General features: G+C 60.8%; 20 protein-coding genes. 5 read left to right on the plus strand and 15 right to left on the minus strand.

The window, feature by feature from the left end; translation table 11 throughout:
• Positions 1-86: 86 nt before the first annotated feature.
• A protein-coding gene (locus ACGKZZ_RS16080; RefSeq protein WP_101754952.1) for an IS5-like element ISPso2 family transposase occupies positions 87-844 on the minus strand; the annotation gives its coding sequence in 2 pieces (ribosomal slippage) (positions 87-520 and positions 520-844; 759 coding nt in all).
• Positions 845-1,034: 190 nt separating this feature from the next.
• Between ACGKZZ_RS16080 and ssb the strand changes: the two genes are divergently transcribed.
• The 3 genes from ssb to ACGKZZ_RS16095 are packed head-to-tail and all read left to right on the plus strand — an operon-like array spanning position 1,035 to position 3,968.
• Positions 1,035-1,472 carry a single-stranded DNA-binding protein gene (gene ssb, locus ACGKZZ_RS16085; RefSeq protein ID WP_184224669.1) on the plus strand — a complete coding sequence of 146 codons (438 nt, stop codon included), beginning with the start codon at positions 1,035-1,037 and terminating at the stop codon, positions 1,470-1,472.
• Between the two features lie 57 nt (positions 1,473-1,529).
• Positions 1,530-3,215 carry a DarT ssDNA thymidine ADP-ribosyltransferase family protein gene (locus tag ACGKZZ_RS16090; RefSeq protein WP_411224550.1) on the plus strand — a complete coding sequence of 562 codons (1,686 nt, stop codon included), beginning with the start codon at positions 1,530-1,532 and terminating at the stop codon, positions 3,213-3,215.
• Between the two features lie 54 nt (positions 3,216-3,269).
• The gene (locus ACGKZZ_RS16095) at positions 3,270-3,968 is read left to right on the plus strand and encodes a macro domain-containing protein (protein WP_411224551.1); all 699 of its coding nucleotides are present in this window, start codon (positions 3,270-3,272) and stop codon (positions 3,966-3,968) included.
• Positions 3,969-4,188: 220 nt separating this feature from the next.
• Here ACGKZZ_RS16095 and ACGKZZ_RS16100 read toward each other — a convergent pair whose 3' ends face one another.
• The 10 genes from ACGKZZ_RS16100 to ACGKZZ_RS16145 form a co-directional block, all read right to left on the minus strand.
• Positions 4,189-4,863, minus strand: coding sequence for a D-Ala-D-Ala carboxypeptidase family metallohydrolase (locus ACGKZZ_RS16100; protein WP_411224552.1), 675 nt, complete (start codon positions 4,861-4,863; stop codon positions 4,189-4,191).
• Positions 4,864-4,937: 74 nt separating this feature from the next.
• Positions 4,938-5,228: a DUF6127 family protein gene (locus tag ACGKZZ_RS16105; RefSeq protein WP_411224553.1), complete on the minus strand. Its 291-nt coding sequence runs from the start codon at positions 5,226-5,228 to the stop codon at positions 4,938-4,940.
• 15 nt (positions 5,229-5,243) lie between these two features.
• The gene (locus tag ACGKZZ_RS16110) at positions 5,244-5,576 is read right to left on the minus strand and encodes a phage head closure protein (protein WP_411224554.1); all 333 of its coding nucleotides are present in this window, start codon (positions 5,574-5,576) and stop codon (positions 5,244-5,246) included.
• Between the two features lie 3 nt (positions 5,577-5,579).
• Entirely contained in the window at positions 5,580-6,119 is a 540-nt protein-coding gene (locus tag ACGKZZ_RS16115) for a head-tail connector protein (protein ID WP_411224555.1), read from the minus strand.
• A 54-nt stretch (positions 6,120-6,173) separates the two neighbouring features.
• Positions 6,174-6,614 carry a hypothetical protein gene (locus tag ACGKZZ_RS16120; RefSeq protein WP_411224556.1) on the minus strand — a complete coding sequence of 147 codons (441 nt, stop codon included), beginning with the start codon at positions 6,612-6,614 and terminating at the stop codon, positions 6,174-6,176.
• 61 nt (positions 6,615-6,675) lie between these two features.
• Entirely contained in the window at positions 6,676-7,956 is a 1,281-nt protein-coding gene (locus ACGKZZ_RS16125; protein WP_411224557.1) for a phage major capsid protein, read from the minus strand.
• Between the two features lie 9 nt (positions 7,957-7,965).
• Positions 7,966-8,805 carry a head maturation protease, ClpP-related gene (locus ACGKZZ_RS16130; protein ID WP_411224558.1) on the minus strand — a complete coding sequence of 280 codons (840 nt, stop codon included), beginning with the start codon at positions 8,803-8,805 and terminating at the stop codon, positions 7,966-7,968.
• Positions 8,792-10,102: a phage portal protein gene (locus ACGKZZ_RS16135; protein ID WP_411224559.1), complete on the minus strand. Its 1,311-nt coding sequence runs from the start codon at positions 10,100-10,102 to the stop codon at positions 8,792-8,794. The genes ACGKZZ_RS16130 and ACGKZZ_RS16135 overlap by 14 nt, the downstream gene beginning before the upstream one ends.
• Before the next feature lie 12 nt (positions 10,103-10,114).
• Entirely contained in the window at positions 10,115-11,773 is a 1,659-nt protein-coding gene (locus ACGKZZ_RS16140) for a terminase large subunit (protein ID WP_411224560.1), read from the minus strand.
• A 100-nt stretch (positions 11,774-11,873) separates the two neighbouring features.
• Positions 11,874-12,344 carry a phage terminase small subunit P27 family gene (locus ACGKZZ_RS16145; protein WP_411224561.1) on the minus strand — a complete coding sequence of 157 codons (471 nt, stop codon included), beginning with the start codon at positions 12,342-12,344 and terminating at the stop codon, positions 11,874-11,876.
• 131 nt (positions 12,345-12,475) lie between these two features.
• On the opposite strand from ACGKZZ_RS16145, the gene ACGKZZ_RS16150 reads away from it, so the two are divergent.
• Together ACGKZZ_RS16150 and ACGKZZ_RS16155 are read left to right on the plus strand one after the other, a co-directional pair.
• Positions 12,476-12,748, plus strand: coding sequence for a hypothetical protein (locus tag ACGKZZ_RS16150; protein ID WP_411224562.1), 273 nt, complete (start codon positions 12,476-12,478; stop codon positions 12,746-12,748).
• 95 nt (positions 12,749-12,843) lie between these two features.
• Positions 12,844-13,431: a DUF3489 domain-containing protein gene (locus ACGKZZ_RS16155; protein WP_411224563.1), complete on the plus strand. Its 588-nt coding sequence runs from the start codon at positions 12,844-12,846 to the stop codon at positions 13,429-13,431.
• A gap of 59 nt (positions 13,432-13,490) precedes the next feature.
• Here the strand turns inward: ACGKZZ_RS16155 and ACGKZZ_RS16160 are convergent, their stop codons facing one another.
• The 4 genes from ACGKZZ_RS16160 to ACGKZZ_RS16175 all read right to left on the minus strand — a co-directional run bounded on the left by ACGKZZ_RS16160 (position 13,491) and on the right by ACGKZZ_RS16175 (position 16,435).
• Entirely contained in the window at positions 13,491-14,261 is a 771-nt protein-coding gene (locus ACGKZZ_RS16160; protein ID WP_411224564.1) for a hypothetical protein, read from the minus strand.
• A 121-nt stretch (positions 14,262-14,382) separates the two neighbouring features.
• Positions 14,383-14,619, minus strand: a complete 237-nt coding sequence (locus tag ACGKZZ_RS16165; RefSeq protein WP_411224565.1) for a hypothetical protein — start codon at positions 14,617-14,619, stop codon at positions 14,383-14,385.
• Complete coding sequence (locus ACGKZZ_RS16170) at positions 14,616-15,983, minus strand: site-specific DNA-methyltransferase (protein ID WP_411224566.1); 1,368 nt, start codon at positions 15,981-15,983, stop codon at positions 14,616-14,618. Before ACGKZZ_RS16170 ends, ACGKZZ_RS16165 begins: the two co-directional genes overlap by 4 nt.
• Before the next feature lie 107 nt (positions 15,984-16,090).
• Positions 16,091-16,435 carry an HNH endonuclease gene (locus ACGKZZ_RS16175; RefSeq protein WP_411224567.1) on the minus strand — a complete coding sequence of 115 codons (345 nt, stop codon included), beginning with the start codon at positions 16,433-16,435 and terminating at the stop codon, positions 16,091-16,093.
• Between the last annotated feature and the right edge of the window lie 21 nt (positions 16,436-16,456).

A 16,456-nucleotide genomic window follows, 5' to 3' on the forward strand; every position in this document is an offset into this window, starting at 1 on the left:
ACGCCATACACCGCCCCGTCAGCGACCTCGGCCAAGGCCGCTGACGGGGACAATATAGCAAACTGGAGATACAGAAGGGTCAGGATTCATAACCAATAGATGACGAGAGCCGCGAGGGCGATGGCTGAGAGGAAGACCTTGGGGCATCGGTCATAGCGGGTCGCGACGCGCCTCCAGTCCTTGAGCCTGCCGAACATGATCTCGATGCGGTTACGCCGCTTGTATCTCCGCTTATCATATTTGATCGGCGTCTTGCGTTTCTTCCGGCCTGGGATGCAGGCACGTATCCCCTTGTCCTGCAACGCTTCTCTGAACCAGTCAGCGTCATAGCCACGATCCCCGAGTAGCCATTTGACGTTTGGCAGGCCACTCAGCAGAGCCCGAGCGCCGATATAATCGCTGACCTGTCCAGCGGTGACGAACAGGTCGATCGGTCGCCCCTGACTGTCGCAGATGGCGTGCAGCTTGGTGTTCATACCGCCTTTGGTTCGACCGATCAGGCGACCACGCCCCCCTTTTTGGCGGCCATGCTGGTCGCCGTTCGATGGGCCTTGAGGTATGTTGCGTCGATCATCACGGTCGTTTTCTCGCCGTGTTCCGCCGCCAGCCCGGCCATCATCCGCGCGAAGATGCCCTTTTCGCTCCAACGCTTCCACCGGCTGTAGAGCGTCTTATGTGGGCCATACGCGGCGGGCGCATCGCGCCAACGCAAGCCATTGCGATTGATGAAAATAATCCCGCTCAGCACCCGTCTGTCATCAACCCGGGGCTTCCCGTGCGACCTGGGAAAGAAGGGAGCCAGGCGCGCCATCTGCGCGTCGGTCAGCCAGAAGAGATCGCTCATGTCACCGCTCCGTTTTCGGAGGCGTGAATCACGCAGCGCAACAGAAATCAATGCATCCTGACCCTAGGAGCGGGCGGTATGCGGTATAAAGAAACCGTCCCACCATTCTAAGTTTGCCATTGCCTCGGTTGCAACCTAACGTTGCCACACACGAAACTTATAGTGCGAAGTCAGCGTTGGAGACCAAATAATGGCAGGTAGCGTCAACAAGGCCATCATAATCGGCAACCTTGGCATGGACCCTGAAACCAGAGATCTACCAAGCGGTCAGAAGGTCGCAAATCTTCGTGTTGCTACAAGCGAACAGTGGACGGACCGAGCCTCAGGAGAGAAGCGCGAACGAACCGAATGGCACACGGTGAGTGTGTTTGATCAGAACGCCGCACGGTACGCCGAGAGTTATCTACGAAAAGGCGACAAGGTATATGTTGAAGGGCGGGTCCAAACGCGGAAATGGCAGGATCAAAGTGGCGCTGACCGGTACAGCACGGAAATCGTTGTCAACGCTATTGGCGGACAGTTGACCGGCTTAACCACCACAAGAGACAATTCTTTCGGCGAAGGCCAAAATAGAAGCGCAGACCCCGTCAGTAGCCCCAGCAGCTTTGACGATGACATTCCATTTTAGAATCAGATCCACCCAATATAGTTTGGAGTGCGGAGCAAAGAATTAGGGGCAAACGGATTGAATATTTGGAAAAAATTGTTCCGGAAAAATGCGGACGAAATGTATGAAGAAGCACTGCGTGCTGAACATTCCGCCCCCAAACGTTATAAAAAACTCATTTCCGACGCCTCGGTCCTCGGCCATATCGACGCTCAGTTGCGGTATGGTAAGGAACTCGTGCGTGGAGGATTTGGGGACGGACACAAAGTTGAGGGTCTGAAGTGGCTACAACAGGCAGCTAAACATGGCAACTCCGAGGCATGGTTTACCATCGGTATGATGTATAAAGACGGGCACCTTATTTCTCAGGACTACCAAGAAGCATCAAGAATGTTTGCAAAAGCAGCAGACTCAGGCCACACAGTCGCTCAACTTGAACTGGGCTACCTCTATTTCAAAGGCCTAGGCGTAAGTCAAAGCAACCAGAAAGCGCTCAAGCTGTACCGAGGCGCCGCAGAGAATGGCAGTGCGAATGCTTGTTTTAATATCGGCCTTATGTATTGGAAAGGCGAAGGCGTTGAAACGGATCTAAGCAGCGCGCGGCGATGGCTAGAAAAAGCACAAAGCCTTGGAAACCCACGTGCCGAAGGAGTGCTCATCCTCATTGGCGAACAGCAAAAGATCATGATGCAAGATGCTATGCTACAGGCAGCGGCACTGTCGGGATGGAATGCAGGTATTCGAGGCACGTTTGGCGATTTCCAGAGAAGCTCTGATGGCTTAGGCGGCGAGGAAATCTCTGAAAAGTTCAACGACGAAACAAGACCCGCTGAACAGGGCCATCAAGACGAGCAGCTCGATGATTCTTCGACCGATCAGCCGTCCTCCAGTGAGAACTATACCAATGACTCGGCGCTGCCAAAACCATTCCTTGACCAAGAGTTGGTTTCGACTAGCGCACTCGGCAGAATTATTGGAGTTAAAGCCAAACCTTTCCTTTTCGACGAGTTTTTGAGCCAAGGTTATATCGAAAGATCTGAAAATAGGTATTTGTTAACCAGTTTTGGGCAGAGCGCCGAGGTTGGCGGATGCTACAGGTTACTTTCGGATGGCAACCAAGTTGTAACTTGGCCGGTCACTCTCGGGGCTTCGCTTCAAGCGCTTAAGCAATCGTTTCTCGATCGTGTGGATTTTCGATTATTCCACATGACTCACATCGACAATCTATTAAGTATACTCCAGCATGGACTTCTTTCGCACAATAAAGCCCCAAACTACCTCGATATCAGCAATCCAGATGTAAACAGTCGAAGAGAGCGAACGGATCCAGTACATAAATGTTCGCTTCATGAGTATGTACCGCTGTATTTCAATCCAAGGAATGCAATGCTTTATGAAAAACAAGCAGAGTATCGAAGTGACATAGTTTTACTTGAGGCAACGCGGCGAGTTTGCCTCTCGAACTACACTCTTTTCACCGAACGGAATGCTGCCGCCAATAGATGCCGCTTCGCATATTGCCTAAGCGATGTCGAAAAATTCGATTGGCCAAGTATCCATAGTCCCAATTGGGCAACGGATGGTGTTGTACACGTTGACAAAAAGCAACTTATGATGAGTGAGTGCCTCGTGTACGGTCATATTGACACCGAGGATCTGGTCGCGGTACATAGCATGAACACTTCAACGTCCTCAAAGCTTCAGTCCATGCTTACCAGTGCCCAGCACCCAAGCATTTGTATCAGCCCCAGTCTTTTCTTTTGAAACTGTAGGACATCATTCACCGGGAGTTTCGACAGGAAAGGGTGCTCCAATCGCATGAGTATCATCGAGATCAAGGGTAACATCTTCACCACAAAGGCTCAGACAATTGTTAACACGGTCAATTGCGTGGGAGTGATGGGGGCTGGTATCGCCCTTGAGTTTCGCCTTCGAGAACCAGAGATGTACCGTCGGTACGTGGAGATTTGCAAAGCAGGCAAGCTCTCACCGGGAATTCTCTGGCTATACAAATCGGCCCAACCACAGATCCTCAACTTTCCTACGAAGAAAGATTGGAAACACCCCTCTCGACCTGAGTATCTTGAAAAAGGGCTCAGCAAGTTCGCGGCTACGTACCGTGAGAAGGACATTACATCAATTGCATTTCCTATGCTCGGTGCTGACAAGGGCGGCTTACCAATCGATGTGTCAAGGGAAATAATGAGACGGTATTTGTCCCCGCTTGATGATTTGCACGTCGAGATCTATGAGTACGACCCAAAGGCTAAAGATGATCTATTCGAAACAGTTAGAGAGCTCGTCGTTTCACAAGATATTGCGTATCTCATGAAAAATACAGGAATAAATAGATTGAGATTGGAAACGATAATCAAGGCAATTACCGAAAATAGTGTATGTCAGATCAGCCAACTGGGTGCTCTGCCCGGTATCGGACCAGGGACGTTAGAGAAATTGTTCGCACTTCGAAACACAATAGGCTCATCGCCACAGCAAAGGTCTCTGTTTGACAACTAAGAAGCGAAAACATTGGCTCTATAACTCAGTGCATAGCTTCTATTTTCGGCCGCTCTCAAATTTTACGTCTATCTTCTGGTCAAGGGTGTTCAAGGCGGACATTGAAGGTCGATCTGGAACAACGGTATGAACGAGGCACAGGTTCGGAGCAGCGCTGGAATCGTTGGATTTCTGCTGCCTGTTTTCATCGACATCATGATGGATAACCCAAGCCCGCCGATCAGCGCCGCCCCCGCTTCCAGTCGTCGCACCGAGCGTAGATCGTGACGCCAATACCAGCCAGCGCCACGGCAATGAACACCCAGCGAAGCGTATCGAGATATGGTACGAGCGGCAGGATTGCGGTCTGCGTGTCAGCCAGGACATTCTGCGCGACCTCGACCCCGGCTGCGCCCAGCGTCGCAACTCCGGCCGCTCCTCCGCCTTTCATGGTGCGACTTTGGGCCAGAACCTCGCGCGCAGGCGGCATCTCTTTGGCGAAGTCCGTCGCCCGAATTGGAAACCGCTCGCCCCACTGACGCGCTGGACCAAGATCGACATGCATGAACCCCGAGCGCCGATAGAAGCCGAACCCGAGAAACCCGACGGCCCGCGCTGCCGCCTCAAACGCCACCGGGTCATGGTTTGCCATGGCGATATCGAAGGCCGCGCCTTCCATGTGCTTCGAGCGGGTTGCGCCGCCGACGGCGCGGTTGTGCTCCGGGCTGCGATAGGCGGAACGGACAATCAGCGGTTTGCCGAGCCGGTCGCGAAGCGCCTGCAGTTTGTTGAGCGCAGATTCATTGATCAGAAGTTTGCCGGTGCCCCGGCAGCCGATTTCGGCGGGCGAAAAATTGTGCCAGCGCCAGGCGGCTTCCGGCACGTCGCGCCAATGGTCGTAAAAGGTCGTGGTCATGATATCCTCCAGAAACGAACTCCCCCCCCCAAACGGGCGGGTCGGTTGGGCTGACTGGTTGGGATGGTGAGCGGCTACGGGCTGCCGCCGAAGATCTTCAGCTTGATCGCGATACCCGCGAGCAGCGCCAGCATGACGCCGGTGGTGATCATGCGCACGGCGGTTTGCATCGCGGTGCGGCGCACCAACCGGATACAGTCGAGCAAAGAGCGGAGGTCACGGATATCGAGGGCTGCCTCGTGGCCGTCCAGTCCGACGTCCGCGAGGGCCCGCTTTGCGCCTTCCTCGGCGGCGCGCGCGAGCATCGCCTCGAACTCCTGCCCTGACAAATCATACCGATTTCTCGCGTTTGGATCAGGCGGCATGGGGTGCCTCCCTTGTCAGGTCTGGTCGGCGCGAGCGCTTGCGGTGATCTCGATGGCCTTGCGTCGCCCGATTTCCTTGACGCCCGTGATGTTGTAATCGCGCCCCTCGCAGATGACGCGATCGAGGGGCGTGATATCGGCGGCGAACGCTGACCAGCGCAGACGCAAGCGGGATGTCACGGTTGCCTGCACCTGGGCGGCCTGCCATTTCTCACTGTCGCTGACATGGGTGAGCTGGACCCAGACCGGATCGCCATGATCCTCCCAGCGATAGACGGTGCCATAGCCGTCATCATATTCCTCATGGCGGCGAAACTGCGCGCGGCGATCGAGCTTTCCGGCCGTCATGGCTCATATCCACTGCAGCCGCGACGGCGCAATCAGCGCATCCACGGCCATGGGCAAAGCGGTGCCTGCCGCACCGATCGTGACCGCCTCGCGGTTGTCATACCAGTGGGCGATGAGCAGCAGCATCGCCTGCCGCAGCGTGGCAGGCACATCCTGCGGCGCACCATAGCCCGAGGTGAAGGAGATGACCGTAGACCGCCCCCTGCCCTGCAGCGGGACTAGGACGGGACGCTGCCCGCACATCTCTAGCCGGTAGGGCATGTTCTCACCATCGCCATCGGCAAATTTTGCCTCATCGATCACCGTGTCCGGAAACGGCAAATGCACTGGTCCCCCCAAGACGTCGACGGTCATTTGCCAGCTTTGGGTCACCAGGCAGCGCCCAAGCAAACCCGCCGGCCCATCAAGCAGCGAGGTGGCCGCATCGATATAGTGCTGGATCAGCACGTCCTCCTCATTGTGATCAACGCGGATTTGCGCCTTTGCCTCACTCAGCGCGATGGGCGCCTCTACCGGTGCTGTGGTGCGAACAAGCGTAAACATAGCAAAACATCCCAGAGCGGATCGCGAGCGACCGGAGCCGCTCGCGGCGCGGCATCAGGACTGAGCCGCCTGCGGGTTGATCTGGCCGTGACCCCGGATCACGACGCCTGCGATCGGCGTGCCCGTTCCATGGGTCCCCGAGAATGCGGCCAGCAGCTTCAGGTAGCGTTTGCCGCCGACGTAGCCGAAGCGATAAACGTCGGCCGTTGCATGCGCCGCCACGAGTGCCTTGATGACACCACCGGTGCTGATTTTATCAACACCGAGGACGTCGCCGTCGGTGACCGGCTCATAGGTTGCGTCGTCTTCGGAGTGCGTCAGCTTGAACTCGATCTTGTTAGCGCCCGAGAACGTGATGCCACCGGCCCCGATGGCGAGCACGATTGCAGCACCGTCAAAGCCACGCAGGTCGATCGCTGTTGGCGTGCTGTCTGCGGTTAACGTCGCCGCGTCGATGGCCGAGGCCACCGAGAGATCAGAATGCATGTCCTTCATTGGAGTGTCCTTTCAGGAATTGAGGGAGGGTGCGGGCGAGTGGATCCCCGCCCGCCAAGGCTCAGGATGCTGCGATCTTCAGCAGCTTGACCGCCTCAAAGTTCTGCACGCCGCCCCCTACCCGCTTGGTCGTGTAAAAATGCACGTAGGGCTTGTTGGTATAGGGATCGCGCAGCACCCGAACGCCGAAGCGATCGACGATCAGATAACCGCGGCGGAAGTCGCCGAAGGCCACCGGGAACGCCCCGGCCCCAATATCGGGCATGTTGTCGTCATCGGTGATCGGATAACCCAGAAGCGTGGCAGGTTGACCTGCCTGCACCGGAGGCTGCCACAGATAGAGCTCCTCGGTCTTCGACTTCAGCTTTCGCACCGTCGCCTGCATCGACTTATTCATTAGGAAACGGGCGTTCTGCCGATACCCCTGCTTGATCGAGTAGATCAAATCAATCAGCGCATCGACGCCATTGTGGCTGCTGTCGGTCAGGGCCGCGGCCACTCCGGAGGCGGTATAACCGATCTTGCCCCAAGAATGGGAGGCGTTGGCCACCGTGTCATAGGAGAGCAGACCGCGCGGCTGGTTGATCCCGTCGCCACTGATGAAGGCCGCGCCTTCGGCTTCAGCAAAAGCGGTCGAGACCTCTTCGGCCAGCCAGGCCGCGATATCGACCCGGGCATCATCGAGCAATGTCTGGGTCGCCGCCGGGTTGGCATAGATCTCCATGGCGGGAAACGACAGCTCCGCGAGTGTCGGAGTTGCGGTGTCCGGGCGCGCCTGGCGCTCACCGACCCAGCCCGCGCCGGCACCGCCCTGGTTGACCAGCTTCTTGTAACTGGCCGCCGAGACCGACATGACACTGGCGATGGAGCGCATGGCTGAGACCGTGCCCAGCACCTGATCGATGGTCTGCTCCATCTGATCAGGCACGACATAGCCACCGTCCGGGTCGCTGTCGGTGCGCAGCGCGGCCTTCATCTCAAGCTCGCGCAAGCCTTCCTCGGTGCCACGCCGGAAGAACTGGTTGAAGGCGCGGGTATGGTCGCGGGCCTCGGCCGAGGGCACCTGGCCATCGCTCGCCCCACCGAGCCTGGCCGCCGCCAGCTGGGCATTGGTGTCATCCAGCGCCGTCTGCAGCTTGCCGATCTCGTCATTGATGCGCTCGACCTTCTCGGCCTGCACAACGTCGGCAAACTTGGCGTTGATACCTTTCAGTTCTTCTTGGTGTTCGGTCTTGAACGCGGCAAAAGCCTTGTTCAATTCGGTGACGATGGCGTTTGCATCGCTGGTCTCTGCGCGCACGCGCACGGCCCCGCGGATGCGGGGTTTGGTCATGTCGGTCATGACAGCCTCCTAGGCTTGAAGTGTGTCGAGAAGCTGCCGCAGGGCAGCAGGGTCAAAGCCAGCGTCATGCATGGCAGGCTCGGCAGCGTTGCGCGTGCCGGTAATCTGTTTCAGCATCATACGCCGCTCACTGCGGGGGATGCCTTGTTGTGCCAGTGCCGCGTCAATGCGGCGCTTGGCGAGGATGTCGGGGCGCACCTGCGCAGAAACGTCCGAGGCTGCATCGGTTTCGCTCGCGATGGTATCCGCCATACCGGCGGCCACAGCTTCTTGCGCCGTCAGGAAGGTTTCGGCATCCAGCAGCGTGGCAACTTCTGATCGTGCCATACCGCTGCGGGCCGCGTAGATATCCGCCAGCGCGCCATCGAAACGCTCGAACAGCGTCGCAGCCTCGGCCATGTCGTGGCGATTGCCGATCACCACGCCCCAGGCGTTGTGCAGCATCAAAAAGCTGCTCCGCGCCATGCGGATATTGTCGCCTGCCATCGCAATAATCGAGGCCGCTGATGCCGCGATGCCCAGCACCTCGATACTCACCGCGGCCGGATGCGCCCGCAGCAGGTTGTAAATGGCGATGCCTTCAAACATGTCGCCACCCGGCGAGTTGATCTGCACGGTGACATCGCGATTACCAATCGTACGCAGCGCCGCCGCGATCCGTTTCGCGCTCACGCCACCGCCCATCCCGTCTTCGCCAATGATATCGAGCATCGTGATCGTGCTGTTGCCACTGGCCGTCGCCGCGCTCGGCATGTCAGCCCATTTCGCCAGCGCATCGGACGGCGTATCAAAATGATAGGCGGCAGGCCGTTGATACTCCGGTCCAGCCGGGAGGTCACGCAGGCTCATCGGTATCCCTTTCCGTTGTTTGCGAGGGGTCGGGCATCTGCGCTGAGGGCGCGTCCTCCGGGCCTTCGGAATCCGCGGTCATGTTGGGCGGCGGATAATAAACATCCCCACCATCTCGCGGGTTCTGGTCTTCCAGCGCACGGATTTCATTGGGGCTGTAGACGCCCCATTGCAGGCCTTTAACATAGGCCTCCCAGCGGGCCTTGATGTCGCCCTTGACCAAGGCGGCGCGGTTAAAGCGCGCATAGAGCGTATCGTCAGCTCCGATCAGATCGCGATCGATCGCCTCCTCCCACATCGTCAGGTGATCCTCGAGCGTATAGGCGACGAACCCGATCGACTGCTGCTCGATGCCGGTGCCCCAGCTGGTGGACTTCTCGGTGTCGCCGATCATATGCGGCGGCACCCCGAAGAACATGGCGATGTCGGTGCGGCTGAACTTGCGGCTCTCGATCCATTGCGCGTCTTCGGCCGTCATGGCGATGCGGTCATACTCCATGCCTTCCTCGAGGATCAGGTTCTTGCCGTCCTGCTCGCCACCGGCGCGGAACGCCTCGAGCCCGGCCTTGAGATTGGCCACCGCCTCGGGGCCGAGCTTTTGTGGGTGTTTCAGAACGCCGCTCACCCGGGCGCCATTGCGGAAGGTGGTGGCGCCGTGATCCTCCATCGCCAACGCCAGGCCGATGGTCTCGCGGGCATAGGCGATGGGCGAGACGCCCCGCACCCCGTCGAGCGTCAGCCCGACCAGATGCAGCACCTCATCCTGCGCCAGCCGCAACTGCCGTCCATCCGGACGGGTATAGATGAACGTCAGCGCCAGATCGTCCCCCTGTGCCACCTCGACCCGGTCGGGATGAAGCGGGATCAGCGCCTGTACGGTGCCGCGTGAACGCACGATCATCGCATAGCCGTTGCCGCGCAGCAGCAGATGCGCCTGCATCATCCGGCGAAACTGCGATGGTGTCTGCCAGCGGTTCGGCCGCCGTCGCAACACCCGCCAAATCGGCGCGTCCGAGGCATCCTCGCGCGTGCGCGCATCGACCCGGCGCTTGATGTGCAGCGGCAATGTTGCCACCGCCCCGGAAATGATGCGCACGCAGGCATAGACGGCCGCCACCCGCATGGCACTGTCCGGCGTTACCGACGCGCCAGAGGCGCTCAGTGCCCCGGCGCGCAGCGCCGCGTCCAGCTCGCTCGCGGTCGTGATGGTCAGACCACCTCCCGCGTCCTGAACAGCGGCACGCGGCGACGCGCCCGCAGGCGGTTTGCCTGCAAACAAGCGGGACCAGAAAGACATGCAAGGGTGCTCCTATAGGACCAGGATGCCGCGATTGTCATAGACCGAGCGGCCAGCATTGACGTCGCGCAAGAGCGCCCGCCCGAGCGCGTTGCAGGTGGCAACGATGCCGTCGATACGCTCGCTGGAGCGCTCCTTGTCGGGCTTGACATTGCCCGCCGGATCGTGGCGCACCGCCACGTTCGAGGCGTTCCAGCGCAGCACCGGATGGCCGCCATGCCAAAGCTTGCGCGACACCGACAGCCGCTCCAGTTCCGCGGTCGGTGCCGCCATGCTCAAAAAGCCCTGACCAAACTGCACCAGGTTTAGCCCCTCATCTTGTAGATGCTGGACGATCTCGCCCGCGAACGTGCGATCATACGCAAGCTCGCGCAGATCAAAGCACGCAGCCAGATCGACGATCTCCGCCTCAACGAAGGCAAAATCCGTGGCATTGCCAGGGGTGGCGGTCAGGAAGCCCTGGTCGCGCCATGTGGCGTAAGGCACCCGATCGCGCTTACCCCGGCGCAGAATATCCTCCTCCGGCACCCAGAACCGGCAGAGAGTGATCCATTTATCCGCCAAGGCCTCGAGGGCCGGATCCCCGGTGGGCGGGAACAACAGCACAAAGGCCGAGAGATCATTGACCCGGGCCAGATCCAACCCACCATAGCACTCATACCCCGCCAGCTTTTGCTCCAAGTCTGCAAGGTCATCGCGCACCACCTGCCAATCGGTGGCAGGTGGCGGCCCCCCCTCGGCCCAGACATCCATGTCGAGCCAGCGGGTGACCTGTTCGGTCCATTCATTCAGCCGCAGCCGCCGGATCGCGTTCTGCTGCGCGGGCATTTCGCGGGCCTCGTCGATCTGGCGCTTCAGATCCTCCATCTTCACCGTCACGCCGAGGCTCGGGTTGGCCTTCACCCAAACATCCGCGTCGGTCCAGTCATCGCCCTCATCGATGGTGGCGATATAGGCAAACCAACTGTCGGCCGCCTCGACCGGCACCGTGCCCTCCAGCGCCTTGACCGAGAACTCGTGATGCTGGCGGCAGACAGAATGACGGTCGTAGCCCGCCGTGGTGATCTCGACGATCAGCGGCTGACGCCGTGCACCGGTCGCGGTGTTGAGCTTCTGGATGATCTCCGGCCCGGGATGCTCATGCACCTCGTCCACCGCGGCCAGATGCACGTTGAGCCCGTCCATCTTGCTGGCATCCGCCGAGAGCGGCCGGAACCAGGACGCGGTCGGCAGCACCGCGAGATTGTTGACCGTCCTTGTCACGCGGCTTGAGAGCGCCGGGCTTGCCGCAACCATGCGCTCGGCTTCGCCAAACACGATCCGCGCCTGATCGCGGGTGGTGGCAGCGGCGTAAACGTGGGCGCCCGGCTCCCCATCGGCAATCAGCGCATAGAGCGCGATCCCTGCCAACAGGGCCGACTTGCCGTTCTTGCGGGCCACCTCCACATAGGCCGTGCGAAATCGGCGCGGGTTGTCCTGGCCCGGGCCAGCCTTGCGCTTCCAACCAAACATCGCGCCCACCACGAATTCCTGCCAGGGCTGCAACACGAAGGGCTCGCCCGCCCACTCCCCGGTCGAGTGGCGCAGATGGCTGAAAAACTCGATTGCGTGCAACGCGGCCGCGCTGTCCCAGACGAGACCACGCGCCGCGCCAGATTTGAGATCGGCCAAGTGGCGTGCGCAGGAGAGCTGTACTAGCCGCCCCGCGATGATCTTGCCGCCAACCACACCGCGCGCATACGCGTTAACTGGGCAGACCGGGCGCTTTGCTTTAGGATTTTTGGCCACGGTTCAGATAATCCTCAAACGGATCCCGTGTCTCGGCAGGTTCCGCCATGCGCACCCGCGTTCGACTGGACGGCGTGAGCCCGAATTCGCTCTCGATCTGGCTCATCTGCGCCATGCATCGGTTGGCCACAGCCAGAAACGGGTTCTGGATAATGTTCCCCGCAACGGTCTTGACCACTGGACCGCGGCGTTTCACCTCCTCTTCGGCCTCAAGCCAGCGCCGCCAAACCACGACATAGCGGGCCAGCGCGCTCACATCGAGCTCGGTCATCACGCCGTGGCGCGCCAGCAGCGCCGCCATCTCGGTGAACTTTGCCGCTGCCGGTTCATCAAGGTGATCGGGCGGCGGCGGCGTGGCCACCTCCGGCCTCGGCTCGTCCGCGTTCATCCGGTGCGGCCGCGCGGTCCCCTTCACCAGTTTCAGCTGCGTGGGCAGCGGTTTTCTGCCCGCCATGCCAAGTCTCCTGATCGTACATTCAGCTTATAAAGCAATGATATTGCTGCGATTTGCCTACACTATGAGCGCCCATAGAGCGATGGTGATGACACAGAAACAAAGACGCCAACGCACCCGGAGCCAGAAACATGACCACTCGCCTGAGCCCCATCACAACGCCCCGCCACCAGCTTCGCGCCGAGAAAGCCCGGCGCAACCGCGAGGCTGCTCTGAGCGCCTTCATTGGCAAGAAAGCCGAGATCGACACGATGCTCGCCCGCCTGCAGGCGCTCAGCGACGACCATTTCAACGCCCATCCCGACGAGGTGAACTGGGGCCATGTCGGCACCCTTGAGCATTACGTCCGCCTGCTGAAGCGCATCACGGACAGCGCCTTTGGCGAAGGCGAAAACGCCGAGTGATCTCATGCACCGCCAAAGCTCCTGCCGCGCGCCCTGCGCGGCTTGGGGTTGTAGAAGGCGCCGCATGTCGCGGGCCCGATTACGGAGACGACCCCATGACCAAGCTTTCCGACACCCAGCTCGTGATCCTCAGCGCCGCCGCGCAGCGCGACGACCGCAACGTTCTGCCGCTTCCCGGCTCTCTCCGCGGCGGCGCCGCCGCCAAGGTCGTCGGCGCGCTCCTCTCCCGCGGGCTGATCGCGGAGACCGCGACGGACAGCCAGACCAAGGCGGACGCCGCGCTCAACCGCATCTGGCGCAACGACGAGGACGATCGCGCCATCCTCCTGCACATCACGAACGCGGGCCTCGCCGCCATCGGCGTCGAGCCGGTGAGCGGCGACAGCGCGCCTACGGGCGCCGACGAGGCGCCGAGTGCGGAGTACCTGCAGGACGCTCCCGCCGAGGCCAATCCCGAACCCAAGGCGCGCACACTGCGCGCGGGCACGAAGCAGGCGCTTCTGATCGAGATGCTCCGCGCCAAGGGCGGCGCGACCATCGACGAGATCGTCGCCGAAACCGGATGGCAGCCACACACGGTCCGAGGCGCCTTCGCCGGCGCGCTCAAGAAGAAGCTCGGGCTCGAAGTCAAATCCGAGAAGGTCGAGAATCGCGGCCGGGTCTACAGCTTGCCGAGCGACTGACGCTGCTCGCCGATAAATGCGCGATGCCGCCGTCCCGCTTGGGCGGCGGCTTCCTTCTCTCAGAACGAGATGTTCCAGTAGTCGAGCACCTTGCTGACCTCTTCCCGCGGATAGTGCGGACCAGCGGATGCCAGATCCTTGCGAATGGTGGCCTTCCTGCGGTCTGCCGCCGCCTTAATCCGAGGCGAGAACTTGGCCGTGCCCAGTGGGAGCGTCGCCCGACCCGGTTTGGGCCAGCTCTCCGGATAGGCGTCCCAATTCGCCCAGTCGGCAACCTTACCAGCGATGTCCGCTACGTCGTCGTGGTCGCAGGACCAGCCGTAGAGGTGCAGCGCACAGACGCGAAGCATCATCTTCACGTCGGTCATGACGTCCGTGAACGCCTTCAAGGGCGTCGGCAACAGGACCATGTTCGCGACGCAGGAGAAGAAGCGTCGATCCTGAACCACGGCGTTGCTGACCTGGTAGAAGGCGTCGTCGATGCCCCAGATATGGCAGCACGACCAGTTTGGCCGTTCTCCGGCCCGAAGGCCGAGGGCAAGCGTCAGCGCCTTGTTCGCATGCACGTTTCCTTCGGACTTGTGGATAGTGACGCCGGTCTGGCGGTTTCGGTTCATCTGCGGCTCGGACCAGTTGGCTTTGTAGAACAGCGCACGTCGCGCATGCTCTGGGTACCAGACAGGCAGATACCTGAACGTCTTAGGGTCCACCCATTGCGCGGTGCGCTCGATCAGCCCCATTACGTCCGACAAGCTCAGTTCCCGCCGCAGGGCCTCGAGGCCATCTGGCAAGGTGTCGGTATTCGGCGTCTGCTCGTCTGAATCCTTCAATATCTCGATCCCGTCGATTGGCCTGGACGGGAAACGGTTCCTCATGCCCATCCTACACTTCGAGAAACCATAGGATCTGAACGGGATAGCGACAACCTCGAAACCGACCGTCGGCTCCCCGCTAGGTGGCTCGGTCGTTCCTCGACGCGACCCGAATCGCTTCGAACAGTCGTCGCAGAAGATAGGAGCGTGCGATGCTCACCACCGTGAACACCGCGCCCATCTTCAGGTTCTGCGCCAGCGTCGTGTGCAGCCCGAAGATCGGGAAGATCAGGATCTGCGTCACCACGGCAACGCCGTAGCCGACGATCACGTTGGCGACGGACTCGACCAAGGACATGGCGCGCGACTGCTTCAAACCGCGGCCTTCCGCTTGCGGCTGCGCTTCGGCGCGGCAGACTCTTCCTCCGGTGCGGCGGGCGCGCTCCCATCTCCCAACCGCTCGGCCGTCACCTCGGCAAAGGTCCGGCCATCACCATCCAGGATCGCGTCGCGGCCGGTCTCGGCCTGCCAGCGCTCGATGCAGACATCGATATAGGCCGGGCTGATCTCCATCGCGAAGACCCGGCGGTCATTGGCCTCTCCCGCCATGATCTGCGAGCCGGAGCCCGCGAACGGCTCATAGCAAAGGCCGCCTCGCGCCACATGCTGGCGCATCGGAATGCCGAAGGCGTCCAGCGGCTTCGGCGTCGGATGATCGGGCCGCTCCTCCTTGGTGAAGCTGGGCATTTCCCATGTCGAGGACAGCGTTTCATCGGCCACCTTGGGCGGTCGGTTCGGGCGGCGCCAGCCCATCAGGCAGGGCTCGTGTTTCCACAGGTAATGCGAGCGGGTCAGCACGCCGCGCTCCTTCACCCAGATAATCTGCTGGTGCACGAAGGCGCCGGCCTTTTCCCAGCACGCTTCCAGCATCGCCTGACGGCGTGAGGCGTGCCAGCAATACCAGGCCGCATCCTCGGTGATCGCCTCGGCCACGGCCGCTGCGATAAAGTTGTCGTAAAGTTCTGCGCCCTGGCTACTGTCGTCCCATGTGGTGCCGTAAGACTGCGACCAATCCTTATTGCGTGTCGGGTGGTTCGAGCCGTCGTAATCCACAAGATAGGGCGGATCGGTCGCGAACAGGATGGCCCGCTCGCCGTTCATCAGACGGCGCACATCCATCTCGCTTGTGCTGTCCCCGCAGAGCAGCCGATGATCGCCAAGGATCCAGAGATCGCCTATTTGCGAGGCGGGAATGCGCGGCGGCTCCGGGATCACGACCGGCGCGGTTGAAGCGTCATCGTCTTCGGATCCCGACAGCAGCCGGTCAAGCTCGCCATCCTCAAACCCCATAATCCCAAGATCATACCCCGCCTCTTTCAGATCGCTAAGCTCCAGCGCCAGCAGGCTTTCGTCCCACCCGGCATTCAGGGCGATACGGTTGTCGGCCAGTACCAGCGCCCGGCGCTGGCTCTCCGTCAGGCCGGTCAGCACGATGCTCGGCACGGTCTCCATCCCCAACTGCCGCGCCGCCAGCACCCGGCCATGGCCCGCGATCAGCGTGTCGTCCTCGGCGATCAACACCGGGTTGGTAAACCCGAACTCTCGGATTGACCCGGCGATCTCGGCAATCTGTGCCTCGGAGTGGGTGCGAGCATTGCGCGCATAGGGCACGAGGCTATCGAGCGCACGGTACTCAATGGCAAGTTCGCGATCGGACACGGATGATTTCCTTTGTTTCATGGCGGCACCCCCCCATCGCCATTTTGGCCACGGATAAAGAAAGCTTGGCGCCCGGTCCGGGGCTGGAGGGCCCCAGAGATTTGACCTCCCCCGGGGGGGGCGGTGGTTTATGGTTGGCGGCGGGCGTTGCCGAAGCCGCCATCCTCGGCGGCGGTCTTGCGACTGTGACAGCTGGCACAGAGCGCCTGCCAACCGTCCGGGTCCCAGAACCGCTCTGTGTCGCCGCGGTGCGGGATGATGTGATCGACGGTGTTGGTCGCGCTCACGCGCCCCTGACGCTCGCATTCGGCGCAGAGCGGATGCCGCGCCAGGAAGTGTCGCCGGGCGCGCTGCCACCGGGCAGAGGCGTAAAGCGCTCGAATGGCTGGATCACGCCTGCGCGCGTAGTCTCGGTCAGCCTCACGTTTGTCGCGTCGCCCCACCGGGCGATGAATGGGCGGGCGAACAGCCATGGTGCCTCGCAGGGACGAAAG

The organism is Marivita sp. S2033, assembly GCF_046592965.1.
Lineage (GTDB): Bacteria > Pseudomonadota > Alphaproteobacteria > Rhodobacterales > Rhodobacteraceae > Marivita.

What these genes read in the sequence shown, in the direction of transcription:
- ssb (WP_184224669.1), top strand. Translation starts at nt 1,035, where the DNA reads ATGGCAGGTAGCGTCAACAAGGCCATCATAATCGGCAACCTTGGCATG.
- ACGKZZ_RS16095 (WP_411224551.1), top strand. Translation starts at nt 3,270, where the DNA reads ATGAGTATCATCGAGATCAAGGGTAACATCTTCACCACAAAGGCTCAG.
- ACGKZZ_RS16100 (WP_411224552.1), bottom strand. Translation starts at nt 4,863, where the DNA reads ATGACCACGACCTTTTACGACCATTGGCGCGACGTGCCGGAAGCCGCC.
- ACGKZZ_RS16105 (WP_411224553.1), bottom strand. Translation starts at nt 5,228, where the DNA reads ATGCCGCCTGATCCAAACGCGAGAAATCGGTATGATTTGTCAGGGCAG.
- ACGKZZ_RS16110 (WP_411224554.1), bottom strand. Translation starts at nt 5,576, where the DNA reads ATGACGGCCGGAAAGCTCGATCGCCGCGCGCAGTTTCGCCGCCATGAG.
- ACGKZZ_RS16115 (WP_411224555.1), bottom strand. Translation starts at nt 6,119, where the DNA reads ATGTTTACGCTTGTTCGCACCACAGCACCGGTAGAGGCGCCCATCGCG.
- ACGKZZ_RS16120 (WP_411224556.1), bottom strand. Translation starts at nt 6,614, where the DNA reads ATGAAGGACATGCATTCTGATCTCTCGGTGGCCTCGGCCATCGACGCG.
- ACGKZZ_RS16125 (WP_411224557.1), bottom strand. Translation starts at nt 7,956, where the DNA reads ATGACCGACATGACCAAACCCCGCATCCGCGGGGCCGTGCGCGTGCGC.
- ACGKZZ_RS16130 (WP_411224558.1), bottom strand. Translation starts at nt 8,805, where the DNA reads ATGAGCCTGCGTGACCTCCCGGCTGGACCGGAGTATCAACGGCCTGCC.
- ACGKZZ_RS16135 (WP_411224559.1), bottom strand. Translation starts at nt 10,102, where the DNA reads ATGTCTTTCTGGTCCCGCTTGTTTGCAGGCAAACCGCCTGCGGGCGCG.
- ACGKZZ_RS16145 (WP_411224561.1), bottom strand. Translation starts at nt 12,344, where the DNA reads ATGGCGGGCAGAAAACCGCTGCCCACGCAGCTGAAACTGGTGAAGGGG.
- ACGKZZ_RS16150 (WP_411224562.1), top strand. Translation starts at nt 12,476, where the DNA reads ATGACCACTCGCCTGAGCCCCATCACAACGCCCCGCCACCAGCTTCGC.
- ACGKZZ_RS16155 (WP_411224563.1), top strand. Translation starts at nt 12,844, where the DNA reads ATGACCAAGCTTTCCGACACCCAGCTCGTGATCCTCAGCGCCGCCGCG.
- ACGKZZ_RS16170 (WP_411224566.1), bottom strand. Translation starts at nt 15,983, where the DNA reads ATGAAACAAAGGAAATCATCCGTGTCCGATCGCGAACTTGCCATTGAG.
- ACGKZZ_RS16175 (WP_411224567.1), bottom strand. Translation starts at nt 16,435, where the DNA reads ATGGCTGTTCGCCCGCCCATTCATCGCCCGGTGGGGCGACGCGACAAA.